Annotated in this window: 11 protein-coding genes; 10 read left to right on the top strand and 1 reads right to left on the bottom strand. The window is 67.7% G+C overall.

The features are described from left to right. Positions 1–33 precede the first annotated feature (33 nt). The gene (locus ASG75_RS08220; protein ID WP_056387764.1) at positions 34–2,562 is read right to left on the bottom strand and encodes a penicillin-binding protein 1A; all 2,529 of its coding nucleotides are present in this window, start codon (positions 2,560–2,562) and stop codon (positions 34–36) included. 271 nt (positions 2,563–2,833) lie between these two features. Between ASG75_RS08220 and ASG75_RS08215 the strand changes: the two genes are divergently transcribed. The 10 genes from ASG75_RS08215 (at position 2,834) to ASG75_RS08170 (ending at position 13,518) form a co-directional block, all read left to right on the top strand. After that, entirely contained in the window at positions 2,834–3,892 is a 1,059-nt protein-coding gene (locus ASG75_RS08215) for a pilus assembly protein PilM (RefSeq protein ID WP_056387760.1), read from the top strand. Beyond that, the gene (locus ASG75_RS08210) at positions 3,892–4,626 is read left to right on the top strand and encodes a PilN domain-containing protein (RefSeq protein WP_056387758.1); all 735 of its coding nucleotides are present in this window, start codon (positions 3,892–3,894) and stop codon (positions 4,624–4,626) included. The genes ASG75_RS08215 and ASG75_RS08210 overlap by 1 nt, the downstream gene beginning before the upstream one ends. After that, the gene (gene pilO, locus ASG75_RS08205) at positions 4,623–5,279 is read left to right on the top strand and encodes a type 4a pilus biogenesis protein PilO (RefSeq protein WP_056387756.1); all 657 of its coding nucleotides are present in this window, start codon (positions 4,623–4,625) and stop codon (positions 5,277–5,279) included. The genes ASG75_RS08210 and pilO overlap by 4 nt, the downstream gene beginning before the upstream one ends. After that, positions 5,279–5,821 (top strand): pilus assembly protein PilP, encoded by a 543-nt coding sequence (locus tag ASG75_RS08200; RefSeq protein ID WP_056387755.1) that lies wholly within the window; start codon positions 5,279–5,281, stop codon positions 5,819–5,821. Before pilO ends, ASG75_RS08200 begins: the two co-directional genes overlap by 1 nt. Positions 5,822–5,876: 55 nt before the next feature. Next, positions 5,877–8,021 carry a type IV pilus secretin PilQ gene (locus ASG75_RS08195; protein WP_056387750.1) on the top strand — a complete coding sequence of 715 codons (2,145 nt, stop codon included), beginning with the start codon at positions 5,877–5,879 and terminating at the stop codon, positions 8,019–8,021. Between the two features lie 183 nt (positions 8,022–8,204). Next, positions 8,205–9,200 (top strand): MoxR family ATPase, encoded by a 996-nt coding sequence (locus tag ASG75_RS08190; RefSeq protein ID WP_056387747.1) that lies wholly within the window; start codon positions 8,205–8,207, stop codon positions 9,198–9,200. Then, positions 9,197–10,132: a DUF58 domain-containing protein gene (locus ASG75_RS08185; RefSeq protein ID WP_056387743.1), complete on the top strand. Its 936-nt coding sequence runs from the start codon at positions 9,197–9,199 to the stop codon at positions 10,130–10,132. Before ASG75_RS08190 ends, ASG75_RS08185 begins: the two co-directional genes overlap by 4 nt. Beyond that, positions 10,129–10,659 (top strand): DUF4381 domain-containing protein, encoded by a 531-nt coding sequence (locus ASG75_RS08180; protein ID WP_056387740.1) that lies wholly within the window; start codon positions 10,129–10,131, stop codon positions 10,657–10,659. The genes ASG75_RS08185 and ASG75_RS08180 overlap by 4 nt, the downstream gene beginning before the upstream one ends. Continuing rightward, complete coding sequence (locus tag ASG75_RS08175; protein ID WP_056387735.1) at positions 10,652–11,638, top strand: VWA domain-containing protein; 987 nt, start codon at positions 10,652–10,654, stop codon at positions 11,636–11,638. The genes ASG75_RS08180 and ASG75_RS08175 overlap by 8 nt, the downstream gene beginning before the upstream one ends. Next, positions 11,635–13,518 carry a tetratricopeptide repeat protein gene (locus tag ASG75_RS08170; protein ID WP_056387732.1) on the top strand — a complete coding sequence of 628 codons (1,884 nt, stop codon included), beginning with the start codon at positions 11,635–11,637 and terminating at the stop codon, positions 13,516–13,518. Before ASG75_RS08175 ends, ASG75_RS08170 begins: the two co-directional genes overlap by 4 nt. The last annotated feature ends 23 nt before the right edge of the window (positions 13,519–13,541 follow it).

Genomic DNA, 13,541 nt, shown 5'->3' with positions numbered 1-13,541 from the left:
GGCTTCCGTCTCGCCGGAAACCGCGTCGAAGGTTCAGAAGATGTCGTAGGCGTGCTGCTGGTCCTGCTCCTTCTGCTGGGCGGCCTGGCTGCGCAGCCGGTCGACGTCTTCCACCTTGAACATTTCGTTGATGCCGTCCGGATCGCCCGCCGAGGCGGGCAGGCCGCTGTTGCGGTTGATCAATACCGTACTGATTCCCGGCGGCATCGGCAACGTGCTCGACGGCATACCTTTCAGGACGCTGCCCATGTACGACATCCAGATCGGCAGCGCGGCCTTGGCGCCGAACTCGCCGCGGCCGAGCGAGCTGTAGTCGTCGAAGCCCATCCACACGGCGGTCGACACCTCGCCGTTGAAGCCGACAAACCAGGCGTCGCGGTGATCGTTGGTGGAGCCGGTCTTGCCGGCCAGGTCGTCGCGTTCCAGCGCGCGCGCGGCCGAGCCGGTGCCGCGCAGGATCACGTCCTTCATCAGTGAGGTCACCAGGTAGTCGTTGCGTGCCTCGAGCACGCGCGGCGCGAGCACCGGCGGGTGCGCGCCGTCGCCGTGCGCGTCGGCCGGCAGCACCGCGTCGCCGACGCCGTCGATGCTGCTGGATTCGGCGGGAGCTGCGGATGATGCGCTGGCCAGGTTGTTGGCGGGAGTGGGGTTCATCTCGGCCGGCGGCGGGCCGGGCGGACGCGTGTCGAGCAGGCGCTCCTGGCAGTTGCGGCAGGCGCGCGCGGGGTTGGCCACGTACACCGGCTTGCCGTTGCGGTCGTCGATCTCGTGGATGAAATACGGCGTGACCAGGTAGCCACCATTGGCGAACACCGCATAACCGCGGGCCATGCCCATCGGCGACACCGAGGCGGTGCCCAGCGCCATCGACAGGTTGGCCGGGATCGCGTCTTGCGAGAAGCCGAAGCGGGTGGCGTATTCGCGCATGTAACGCACGCCGATGGCGTCGAGCAGGCGCACCGAGACCAGGTTCTTCGACTGCACCAGCGCCTCGCGCAGGCGCATCGGCCCAGCGAACTTGTCGTCGTCGTTGGAGGGCGTCCAGATGCCGTTCGGGCGCGACGGATCGGGCAGGGCGAGCGGCGCGTCGTTGATGATCGAGGCTGGGGTGAAGCCGCGCTCGAACGCCGCCGAGTACAGGTACGGCTTGAAACTGGAGCCGGGCTGGCGCGCCGCCATCACGGCCCGGTTGAACTTGCTGCGCACGAAGTTGAAGCCGCCGACCAGGGCCTGGATCGAACCGTCCTCCGGTTCGATCGAGGTCAGCGCCGCCTGGGCGGCGGGGATCTGCGCCAGCTGCCACTCGCCCTTGTCGTCGCGCGCCAGCCGGATAATGTCGCCGCGCTTGAGCACGCTGTCGACCTTGGTCGGCGCGGCGCCGACGCGGTCGTCGTTGATGTGCGGGCGCGCCCAGCTGACCCCGGCCAGGTCGAGGATCACGCTCTCGTGGCTGGACAGGTAGACCGTCGCTTGCTTCGCGTCGCTGGCCGTGACGATGCCCGGCTGCATGCCGGAGACGCTGCCGTAGTTGGCCAGCAGGCCATCGAAATCCGCTTCGCCAGCGCCGGCCGGCAGGTCCTGGTGGGCCTCCGGCCCGCGCCAGCCATGCCGGCGGTCATAGGCGACCAGCCCGTCGCGTACCGCTTCCACGGCAGCCTGCTGGCGAGCGCTCTGCACCGTGGTCCTGACCACGTAGCCCTCGGTCAGCGCATCGTTGCCGAAGCGGTCGAGCACCTGCCGACGCACCATCTCGGCCAGGTAGGGGGCATCCACCTCGATCGGCTGCTCGTGCGGGTAGGCGTGGTTCGGCTCGGCGATCGCCTGTTCGTACACGGCCTTGGTGATGTAGTCGTGGCGCAGCATCTCGCCCAATACCCAATTGCGCCGGGCGATCGCGCGCTTCTGTCCGTTGATCGGGTTGACTGCCGACGGCAGCTGGAAGGTCGAGGCGATCAGCGCGCATTCGGCCACGGTCAGCTGGTCCAGCGTCTTGCCGTAGTAGTACTCGGCGGCCGCGGCGACGCCGTACGAGCGGTGGCCCAGGAACATCTTGTTGAGGTACAGCTCAAGGATCTGGTCCTTGGTGAGCTCGTGCTCGATGCGCAGCGCGATGAAGATCTCGGTGAGCTTGCGCGAATACAGTTTTTCCGGGCTCAGGAAGAAGTTGCGGGCAACCTGCTGGGTGATCGTCGAGCCGCCGGGCCCCTTGTCGCCGCCGGTCACGACGACGTGCCAGCCGGCCCGGGCGATGCCGTGCCAGTCCACGCCCGGGTGGTGGTAGAAATCCGCGTCCTCGGCCGACAGCACGGCATGCTTGAGCCGGTCCGGCACGTTCTCGATGTTCACCGGGATGCGCCGGGTCTCGCCGAAACTGGCGATCAGCTTGCCGTCGGCGCTCAGCACGCGCAGCGGCACCTGCATCGGGTAGTTCTTCAGCTCGGCCACCGAAGGGAGCCTCGGGGCTATCAGCCAATACGCCACGCCTACCGCGACAACTGCCAGGAGCAAACCGGAAAAGGCCAGGACCAGAGCCCAGCGCAACAAGCGTTTGAAAATTTGCATGGTGTGGGGATAGCGAGACCTGAGTCAAAACATGACAGAGTATAGATGTAGGAGTATTCCTGGCATGAGCAGCGGTCGACCAAATGCGGAAGCTGGCCTCCAAAGCAAGGGTCGGGCCAAGAGGGGGCTTCCCTTAAATGTGGTGGGCATCACGCCAATTACTTGAGAAAGTTCCCGTAGACCGTTGCCATTGCGTTATTTTTTCGATTTAATGCCACTGCGCACCCGCCAGGATTCTGGCTACGGGCGTCAGCGGCAAGGGGGAAGCACCGTGGGGCTCTTTACACCGAAGAAGCCGGCGCTGATTGGTGTCGACATCAGTTCGACTGCCGTCAAGCTGCTGCAGCTAAGTCAGGCGGGTGGTCGTTATCGCGTTGAGCATTACGCGGTCGAGCCGTTGCCGCCGAACGCCGTGGTCGAGAAAAACATCGTCGAGGTCGAGGCGGTGGGCGATGCGATCCGTCGCGCGCTGGCACGCTCGGGCTCCAAGCTCAAGCACGCCGCCGCCGCGGTGGCCGGGTCGGCCGTGATCACGCGCATCATCCCGATGACGGCCGAGCTTTCCGACGACGATCTGGAAGGTCAGATCCAGGTCGAGGCGAACCAGTACATCCCGTACCCGATCGACGAAGTCAGCCTCGACTACGAGGTGCTCGGTCCGGTTCGCGACAACCCCGACATGAACAACGTGCTGCTGGCGGCCTCGCGTACCGAGAACGTCGACATGCGCGTGGCCGCGCTGGACCTGGGCGGGCTGGCCTCCGCGGTGATCGACGTCGAGGCGTTCGCGATGGAGAACGCCTTCGCGATGATCGCCGACCAGCTCAACGTCGGTCGCGATGCGCTGGTGGCGGTGGTCGACATCGGCGCCACCATGACCACGCTGTCGGTGCTGCGCAACCAGCGCACGATCTACTCGCGCGAGCAGGTCTTCGGCGGCAAGCAGCTGACCGACGAGATCATGCGCCGCTTCGGGCTCTCCTACGAGGAAGCCGGCCGCGCCAAGCGCAAGGGCGGTCTGCCCGAATCCTACGAGACCGAGGCGCTGGAGCCGTTCAAGGAGTCGCTGATCCAGCAGATCAGCCGCCTGCTGCAGTTCTTCTTTGCCGGCAGCGAATACAGCAAGGTCGACCAGGTGGTGCTGGCCGGTGGTTGCGCCTCGATCGAGGGGCTGGGTCCGATGCTGGAAGAACAGCTCGGCGTGCCCTGCGTCGTCGCCAATCCGCTGGCCCGCATGTCGCTGTCGCCACGGGTGCAGGCGCAGTCGCTGGCGCAGGACGCCCCCGCGCTGATGATTGCGGTCGGCCTCGCCCTGAGGAGCTTCGACTGATGGCACACGTCAATCTACTTCCGTGGCGGGCAGCGCGGCGCAAACAGCGCGAGCGCGAGTTCTACATGCAGCTCGTCGCTGCCTTCGTGGTGGCGCTGGGCGTGTTGTTGCTGTGGGTCTTCTGGATGGATCAGCGCATCGACAACCAGAACGAGCGCAACGCCTACCTGCAGACCGAGATCAAGCAGCTCGACGTGCGCATCGCCAAGATCAAGGATTTGGAAAAGGTGCGCGAGCACCTGCTCGCGCGCAAGCAGATCATCGAGCAGTTGCAGGCCGACCGTTCGCAGATGGTGCATCTGTTCGACGAACTGGTGAAGACGATTCCCAGCAGTGCGCGCCTGTCCGGCCTGAAGCAGAGCGGCCAGTCCATGTCGCTCGACGGCGTGGCCCAGTCCAATGCCAGCGTCGCCGAATACATGCGCAACATCGAGACTTCGCCGTGGATGGGCCATGCCGATCTGCGCAAGACCGAAAACACGCATAACGGCACCCGCATGCCGTACGCGTTTGGCCTGAACGTGCTGCTGAGCAAGCCGAAGTCCGACGAAACCGACGGCAAGATGCCCGTGTTGCCGGCTGGCGCCAGCTCCGGCGCAGCTCCGGCGGTACCGGCGGCGCTCGGTGCGGCAGCCAAGGCGGCGACCACTCCGCCGGCGAAGCCTGCGACAACGGCCACTCCGGAAGCCACACCGGTGAGTGCGCCAGCTGCCACGGGAGGTGCCGGATCATGAGTTTCTTCAACGATATCCAGAACCTCGACCGCAACAACGTCGGCGGCTGGCCGCAATCGGTCAAGATCTTCTTCACCGCGCTGTTGTTGGGCTTCGTGCTGCTGGTGGGCTGGTACTTCTTCGTCAGTGACCAGCAGGACAGCCTGAAGACGCTGGCCGGCAAGGAAGACCAGCTCAAGCAGGAGTTCTCCACCAAGCAGGCCAAGTCGGTCAACCTGGAGGCGCTGCAACAGCAGCTCGACGAGATGCAGGACATGCTGCGTCAGTTGCTGCGCCAGCTGCCCAGCAAGACCGAGATGCCCGAACTGCTGATCGACATTTCGCAGACCGCGCAGTCCGCCGGCCTGGAGACCGAGCTGTTCCAGCCTGGCCCGGAAACTCCGAAGGACTTCTACGCGGAGAAGCCGATCACGCTGCGCATGAGCGGCACCTACCATCAGTTCGGCGCGTTCATCAGCGGCGTAGCGTCGTTGCCGCGGGTAGTGATCCTGACCCTGCACGACGTCTCGCTGACGCCGAAAACGCCCAGCAAGGGCGATGGCGCCTCGGACGGCCAACTGGTGCTGCAGGGCACCGTGAAGACCTACCGCTACCTGGATGATGAAGAGAGCTCCGCTGCTGGCGCCGGCAAGAAGGCGGGGGGAGCGAAATGATGAACAAGCTAGCTGCCATCAAACCGGCCCATGTCGCACGGCTTGCGCTGATGCTGGGTGTCGCGCTGGTGCTGGGCGGTTGCACCCGCGGCATGTCCGACCTGCGTACCTGGGTCGCCCAGGAAAAGGCCAAGAAGGGCGCGCCGATCCAGCCGTTGCCGGTGATCAAGACGTTCGAGACGTTCAAGTACGACGACCAGGATCGGCGTGATCCGTTCAGCCCGAGCACGGCCGAGCTGGACAACAGCAGCGCCACCAGCGGTCCACGGCCCGATGCCAACCGCGCCAAGCAGCCGCTGGAGCTGTTCGCGCTGGACAGCCTGAAGATGGTCGGCACGGTCGGTACCGGTGCAGGCATGGAAGTGCTGGTCAAGGACCCGGGTGGTGTGATCCATCGTGTCCATGTCAACGAATACATGGGCCAGAACTACGGGCACATCACGGCGATCAGCGAAGACCATATCGATCTGGTCGAGCTGGTATCCAACGGTAATGGTGGCTGGATGGAACGTCCGGCCAGCATCGCGCTTGACGCGAAATAGGTAGACAGGGGCTGATGCAATGACCAACCAAATCCAATCCGTCCGGGGCCGTGTCATGCGCCATGCGAGCCGTTACATGTTGATGGGCCTGCTGATCGCCGGCGCCACCTGGGCCAGTGCTGCGATGGCGGCCACCACCACGCTGAAGAACATCAGCTACGACGCACTGCCTGGCGGCAGCGTCGAGCTGCACATGGACTTCGGCGATGGCCCGGTACCGGAGCCGAAGATCTTCACCACCGGCAATCCGCCGCGCATCGCGGTCGACTTTGCCGACACCGACAACGCGGCGGCCCGGCATCTGGACATCGGCAAGGGCTCGACCTCCGGCGTATCCGCGGTGTCGGCCGGCGGACGCACCCGTGTGGTGGTCGAGCTGATGCGCGAGTCGAGCTACCGCTCGCGGGTCGAAGGCAACAGCCTGGTGTTGACCGTCAACAACGGCAGCACGGACCAGTCGGTGACCACGGCGTCCACGATCGACCCGACCAAGGCGCTGCCCTCGGCCGCGAACGGTCCGGCCATCTCCAACATCGACTTCCGCCGCGGACCGAACGGCGAAGGCCGCGTGCTGATCAGCTTCAGCGGCAGCGGCGCGAATGCGGAAATGACCCGCAAGGGCGACAAGGTGCTGGTCACCATCGACCACGCGAACCTGCCGGCCAACCTCGCCCAACGCCTGGATACGCTGGACTTCGCCACGCCGGTGCAGTCCGTCGTCACCCGCGCCGGCAACGGCGGTGGTGCGCGCATGGAAATCGCGGTCAAGGGCAACGTCGAGACCTCGGCCTACCAGACCGCCGACCAATACGTGGTGGAAGTGGCGCCGAAGAAAGTCGACGTCAAGGATGCCAAGCTGGCCAAACTGGGCCAGGAGCCGAGCTACAGCGGCAATCGTGTCACCTTCAACTTCCAGGACATCCCGGTACGTTCGGCGTTGCAGCTGATCGCCGATATCTCCAAGCTCAACCTGGTCGCGTCGGACAGTGTGGGTGGCAGTGTCACCCTGCGCCTGGTCAACGTGCCGTGGGATCAGGCGCTGGACGTGATCCTGCGTGCCAAGAGCCTGGACAAGCGTCGCAACGGCAATGTGATCTGGGTGGCGCCGCAGGCCGAACTGGCCAAGTACGAGCAGGACCTGGCCGATGCCAAGCTGAAGGCGCAGGACACCGCCGAGCTGGTCACCGACTACGTGCCGATCAGCTACGGCAAGGCGGCGGACATCGCCAAGCTGCTGACCAGCGGCAGCATGCAGGGTGGTGGCGGTGCCAGCGGCGGCAGCAACACCCAGCGCGGCTTCCTGTCGCCGCGTGGCAGCGTGTCGTTCGACGAGCGCACCAACACGCTGCTGCTCAACGACACGCCCGAGAAGATCAGGCAGCTGCGTGAACTGATCGCGGTGCTGGACAAGCCGGTGCAGCAGGTGCTGATCGAGTCGCGCATCGTGGTCGCCAGCGACGATTTCACCCGCGAGCTGGGCGCCAAGTTCGGCGTCAACGGCCGGGTCAACAATACCGAGTTCCAAAACGCCGCCACGGCCACGCCGGCGTTGTCCGCCGGTATCGGTGGCGGCAACGTGACCACGAGTGGCCTCAACGTGAGCCTGCCGGTCACGCCGGCGGCCGGAACCTTCGGCCTGGCCATCCTCGGCGCGAACTACGCGATCGATCTGGAACTCTCCGCGGCCCAGACCGAGGGCCGTGGCGAGGTGATCTCCAGCCCGCGCGTGATCACCGCCAACCAGCAGGAAGCGGTGATCCGCCAGGGCCAGGAAATCGGCTACGTCACGTTCCAGAACAGCGCCGGCAGCGGCGCCGGCAGCGGCACCGCCACGGTGCAGTTCAAGGACGCCGTGCTGGAGCTGAAGGTGACTCCGACGATCACCGCCGACAACCGCGTCTACCTGATGATCAACGTCAAGAAGGATGCGCTGGCCGGTTATGTGGATGCACCGGGCAGCGGCAAGATCCCGACCATCGACACCCGCGAGATCAATACCTCGGTGTTGGTCGACAACGGGCAGACCGTGGTGCTGGGCGGTATCTACGAGATCAACAAGTCCAACACCATGACCAAGGTGCCCGGCCTGGGCGACATTCCCGGCATTGGCGTACTGTTCCGCAAGACATCGCGGACCAACACCAAGGCCGAGCTGCTGATCTTCGTGACGCCGCGCATCCTCAGCGACACGTTGCAGTAATCGCGCAAGGTTGCAGCGAAAGAGGCGGCTTCGGCCGCCTCTTTTTTTATGCGCGCCGACCAGGCTGCCGAAGGCCGATTAAACTTCCTGCGTTGCCGATGGTCTGTAGCACGCCATCCGGTCCGGCTGCACCCCGCTGCGCATCGGGTCGCGCCGCTGTCACGTCAAGAACGGAACCCGCTCATGGATATGCCCGAAACCCCAACGCCGAGTCGACTGCAGCAGTCGTTCGCGCAACTGCGCGACGACCTGCAGCGATGCATCATCGGCCAGCCGCACCTGATCGACTGCCTGCTGGTGGCCTTGCTGGCCGATGGTCACCTGCTGGTCGAGGGCGCGCCGGGCCTGGCCAAGACCACGGCGGTGAAGGCGTTGGCGGCGCGCGTCGAGGCGGATTTCCATCGCGTGCAGTTCACCCCCGACCTGCTGCCGGCCGATCTCACCGGCACCGACGTGTTTCGCCCGCAGTCCGGCAGCTTCGAATTCGAGCGCGGCCCGCTGTTCCACAACATCATCCTGGCCGACGAGATCAACCGCGCGCCGGCCAAGGTGCAGTCCGCGTTGCTGGAGGCGATGGCCGAGCAGCAGATCACCGTCGGTCGCAGCACCTGGCAGCTGCCCGAGCTGTTCATGGTGATGGCGACGCAGAACCCGATCGAGCAGGAAGGCACCTTCACCCTGCCGGAGGCCCAGCTCGACCGCTTCCTGATGCACGTGACGATCGGCTATCCGGATGCCGTCGCCGAACTGGCCATCCTCAAGCTGGCGCGCGAGCAGGCCAATCGTCGTGCCCATCCCGTCGCCGCGCCGCCGGCGTTGCTCAGCCAGACCGATGTGTTCGCCGCGCGCGATGCGGCGATGGCGGTGCACATGGCGCCGGCATTGGAGGAATACCTGACCCAGCTGGTGCTGGCCACCCGCGACGCCGGCCGCTACGGGCCGGAGCTGAAGCGCTGGATCGCCTGGGGCGGCAGCCCGCGCGCCACCATCGCGCTGGACCGCTGCTCGCGCGCGTCGGCGTGGCTGGCCGGTCGCGATTACGTGCTGCCGGAAGACGTGCACGCGATCGCCCACGAAGTCCTGCGCCATCGCGTGCTGCTCAGCTACGAGGCGGAGGCCGAGGGCGTGCGGCCGGACCAGGTGATCGACCGCCTGCTGGATCTCGTGCCGCTGCCGTGAACGCCGTTGCGCCCCATCGTGCGGACGGCGACGGCCGCAGCCAGGTTGCGCTGGCCGATCTGATCGCGCTGCGTGCGCGGGTCGGCCGCGTGCGCATGGCGCCGCTGCTCAGCCGTGCCGCGCGCAGCGGCCAGCAGTCCAGCCGTCTATACGGCCGCGGCATGGACTACGCCGAGTCGCGCGTCTACCAAGCCGGCGACGACGTGCGCCGGCTCGACTGGCGGCTCACCGCGCGCAGCGGCAAGCTGCACACCAAACTGTTCCAGGAAGATCGCGAAGGCTGCCTGCTGATCCTGCTCGATACCCACGCCAGCATGCGTTTCGGTACGCGGACGCGCTTCAAGTCGGTGCAGGCAGCGCGTGCCGCGGCCGCCGCCGCGTGGTACGCGGTACGCGCCGGCGAGCGGGTCGGGGTGATGGCGTTCGGCCACGCCGAACAATTGCTGCGGCCGCAGGCCGGTCCGCGCGGTGCGCTGGCGGTGTGCGGCGCGCTGGCCGAATGGGATGCGCAGCCCGCGTCCGATCGGGTCGAGCCGCTGTCCGATGCGCTCGGCCGCGCCAGCCGTGTGCTGCACGGTGCCAGTCGCGTGCTGCTGGTCAGCGACGGATTCAGCTGCGACGCATCGGCACGGCAGCGCCTGCTCGACCTGGGGCGGCATGCCGGGGTCAGCGTGCTGGTGGTGGCCGATGCGCTGGAATTGGCGTCGGCCCCGCCAGGGCGCTATCCGCTGGAGCATGCCGGCGAGCGTTGCGAAGTGCTGTTGCAGTCCGAGCGTCAGCGCAGCGATTTCCAGCACGCGCTGGGTGCCGGTCCGGCCCGGCTGGGCGAGCTGGCGCAATCGCTGGGTTTGCGCTGGAGCAGCATCGACACCAGCGCCGATGCATTCGATGCGGTTAGCGGCCTGCTCGGCGCGCGGAGGTCGACGCGATGATGCCGCCGTCCGCCCAGCCCGCGCCATCGCCGCCCGGCCCCCATCTGCGTGATATCCACCTGCCGCCCGAGCCGTCCTGGTGGCCGCCGGCGCCGGGCTGGTGGCTGCTCGCCGTGCTGGCATTGGCGCTGCTGCTGGCCGGCATCTGGTGGTGGCGACGGTATCGCCGCGCGCTTCGCCAACGCCGACAGGTGCTGCGCGAACTCGATCTGCTCGCACAACAGCATCAGCGCGACGGCGATGGACTTGCGTTGGCGAGCGCGCTGCACCAGTTGCTGCGCCGGGTGGCGCGCCAGCACGATGTGCAAGCCGCGCGACAGCGTGGCGATGCCTGGCGGCAGACGCTGGCGCGGGTACCGGTCGATACCGCCACGTTGCAGCAACTGCTGGCGCTGGACCAGCAGATCTATCGGCCACCTGCATCGTTCGACCATGCAGCCAGCGTGACCGCCGTACGGGTGTGGCTGCGGATGGCGTTGAAGCCGGCGAGCTGGAAGCCAACCGCGACGGAGCACGCCGATGCCTGAGTTCGCCTGGCCCTGGGTGATCGTGCTGCTGCCGCTGCCGTGGCTGCTGCGCCGCTGGCTGCGTCCGGCCGCGCCGGGGCAGGCGCTGCATTTGCCGCAGCCGGGTGTGCGGTTGGCTACGGTCGCCGGCACTCGCGCGCATGGCGCCACGTCGTGGCTGCTGGCGCTGGCCTGGCTGTGCCTGCTGAGCGCGGCGGCGCGGCCGCAATGGGTGGGGCCGCCGCAGGCGCAGCAGCGCAGCGGTCGCGCGCTGATGCTGGCGGTGGACCTGTCCGGCAGCATGCGCACCGGCGACATGCAGTTGGCCGGTCAGGACGTCAGCCGCTTCGGCGCGGTCGAGGCGATCGCCGGCGATTTCATCAGCCGCCGCAGCGGCGACGAGATGGGGCTGATCCTGTTCGGCAGCCAGGCCTTCCTGGTGACGCCGCTGACCTACGACCTCACCGCGGTGCGCGCGCAGCTGCAGGGTGCGGCGGTGGGGCTGGCCGGCACCGAGACGGCGATCGGCGACGCGATCGCCGTGGGCGTGAAGCGACTGGCCGCGCTGCCCGAACAGGCGCGCGTGCTGGTGCTGCTCACCGACGGCGTCAACAACGCCGGCAGCATCGCGCCGCGCGACGCGGCGCGCGCGGCAAAGGCCGCCGGCGTGCGCATCTACACCATCGGCATCGGCGCCACGCGCATGCGCATTCCCGGTTTCTTCGGCAGCCAGCTGGTCAATCCGTCGGCCGACCTGGATGCGGACATGCTCACCGACATCGCCACGCAGAGCGGCGGGCGCTTCTTCCGCGCCACCGACAGCGGCGAGCTGGCCGATGCCTACCGCGCGATCGACGCACTGGAACCGATGCCGCAGCACGGCCCCAGCTTGCGTCCGCGACATGAGCTGTTCCGCTGGCCGCTGCTGGCCGCGATGGTGCTGCTGTTGCTGGTGATCGTGCCGCGCCGCTTCGCCCGTACGCGGGAGCTGCTGGCATGAGCGAGCTGCTGCTGCCATTCCATTTCCTGCGGCCGTGGTGGTTGGCCGCGCTGCTCCTGCTGCCGCTGCTGGGCTGGCTCGGCGCGCGCCGCAACGTGGCGCAGGTGGAACTGTCGCGGCTGGTCGACGCCGAATTGCTGCCGCACCTGGTGCGCGGGCGCGCCGGCAATCGCAGCCTGCCGCTGTGGCTGTTCGCGCTCGGCTGGACGCTGTGCGCGCTGGCCCTGGCCGGGCCGGCCTGGAGCCGCGTCGAGCAGCCGTTGTATGCGAGCCGTGCGGCGCAGGTGGTGGCGATCTCACTGTCGCAGCACATGCTGGCGCGCGACGTGGCGCCGAGCCGGCTCGATCGCGCGCGCTACAAGGCGCGCGATCTGCTGCACGCCAACCGGGACGGCCTCAACGCGCTGATCGGCTACGCCGGCGAGGCGTTCGTGGTGGCGCCGCTGACCTCCGATGCGCACAGCCTCGACGACCTGCTCGAGGCGATGGCGCCGGACACCATGCCGGTGGACGGCGACAACGCGGCGGCGGCGATCGAACGCGGCGTGGCATTGATCCGTGACGGCAAGGCCAGCGGCGGTTCGCTGGTGCTGATCACCGACCAGGCCGATGCCGCGGCCGAGGCTGCCGCGCGCAAGGCGAACGCCGCCGGCGTGCAGGTGTCGGTGCTTGGGGTGGGCACGCCGCAGGGCGGTCCGGTGCCGTTGCCCGATGGCGGCTTCCTGCGCGATGCGCAGGGCGGCATGCTGCTGGCTCGTCGCGACGATGCCACGCTCGCTGCGCTGGCCACAGCCGGCGGCGGCCGTTACGTGGCGATGAGTGCAGACCAGCGCGACGTCGACGCGCTGCATGCGCAACTGCGCAGTGCGAAGGCCACGCTGGCCGACGGGCAGGTCGGCGACGCCTGGCAGGATCGCGGCGCGTGGCTGCTGCTGCCGCTGCTGCTGATCGTGGCGCTGGCGTTCCGCCGCGGCTGGCTGCTGTTGCTGCCGCTGGTCATGTTGCCGCTGTGGCCGGGCACGGCCGCGGCGACGACGTGGCACGACCTGTGGCAGCGTCGCGACCAGCAGGCCGCGCAGGCCTTGCATGCGGGCGACGCGAAGCAGGCACAGCAGCTCGCGCGCGATCCCGCCTGGCGTGGTGCGGCGGCGTATCGCGCCGGTGACTACGCCGCTGCGGCGCAGGCCTTGCAGCAGGTGCCCGGCGGCGACGCGGCGTACAACCTCGGCAACACGCTGGCGAAGCAGGGCGCATACCAGAAGGCGCTCGCGGCCTATGACCACGCGCTGCAACTCGACCCGGCCAACGCCGATGCGAAGGCGAACCGCCAGGCGGTCGAGGACTGGCTGCGCCAGCAACAGCAGCCGTCGGACCAGAAGGAACACGAGGGTCACGGCGGCAAGCAGAACCAGTCGTCGCAGGGCGAGCAGGGCAAGAGCGGCAAGCAGGGTGCGAAGGATCAGTCATCCGCAGCGGACGATGCCGAGCCATCCGACCAGCCGGGCCAGGATGGCAAGTCGCAGAAGCAGGATCAGTCCGGCAAAGCTGCATCGCAGCAGGGCAAGTCCGAGCAGGGCGGCGCCGACCAGCCCGAACCGCAGACCGCGCAGCAGCAGGCCGAGCAAAAGGCGCAAGTGGAACAGGCGCGGCAGGCGTTGAAGCAGCAGATGGACGCCGCACTGGCGAAGCCGGGCGACGGCAAGGCCGAGCACCAGCTCGGCGCGCTGGCCAAGGACGATCCGCAGGCGAAGCTGCCAGCTGACCTGCGCCACGCCCTGCAGCGCGTGCCGGACGATCCCGGCGCCTTGTTGCGGCGCAAGTTCGAACTGGAATACCAGCAGCGCCACGGCGGCGCACCGAGCGAGGATCAACAGCCGTGATGTTTCGACATGCCATGAGCGGA

It is taken from the genome of Rhodanobacter sp. Soil772 (assembly GCF_001428385.1).
Classification (GTDB): Bacteria; Pseudomonadota; Gammaproteobacteria; order Xanthomonadales; family Rhodanobacteraceae; genus Rhodanobacter.
The sequence above is the reverse complement of the archived record's forward strand: the minus strand, read 5'-3'. Positions and strand labels throughout refer to the sequence as shown.

Coding starts and splice junctions, on each gene's coding strand:
- ASG75_RS08220 (WP_056387764.1), bottom strand. CDS start 2,562: ATGCAAATTTTCAAACGCTTGTTGCGCTGGGCTCTGGTCCTGGCCTTT.
- ASG75_RS08210 (WP_056387758.1), top strand. CDS start 3,892: ATGGCACACGTCAATCTACTTCCGTGGCGGGCAGCGCGGCGCAAACAG.
- pilO (WP_056387756.1), top strand. CDS start 4,623: ATGAGTTTCTTCAACGATATCCAGAACCTCGACCGCAACAACGTCGGC.
- ASG75_RS08200 (WP_056387755.1), top strand. CDS start 5,279: ATGAACAAGCTAGCTGCCATCAAACCGGCCCATGTCGCACGGCTTGCG.
- ASG75_RS08195 (WP_056387750.1), top strand. CDS start 5,877: ATGCGCCATGCGAGCCGTTACATGTTGATGGGCCTGCTGATCGCCGGC.
- ASG75_RS08190 (WP_056387747.1), top strand. CDS start 8,205: ATGGATATGCCCGAAACCCCAACGCCGAGTCGACTGCAGCAGTCGTTC.
- ASG75_RS08180 (WP_056387740.1), top strand. CDS start 10,129: ATGATGCCGCCGTCCGCCCAGCCCGCGCCATCGCCGCCCGGCCCCCAT.
- ASG75_RS08175 (WP_056387735.1), top strand. CDS start 10,652: ATGCCTGAGTTCGCCTGGCCCTGGGTGATCGTGCTGCTGCCGCTGCCG.
- ASG75_RS08170 (WP_056387732.1), top strand. CDS start 11,635: ATGAGCGAGCTGCTGCTGCCATTCCATTTCCTGCGGCCGTGGTGGTTG.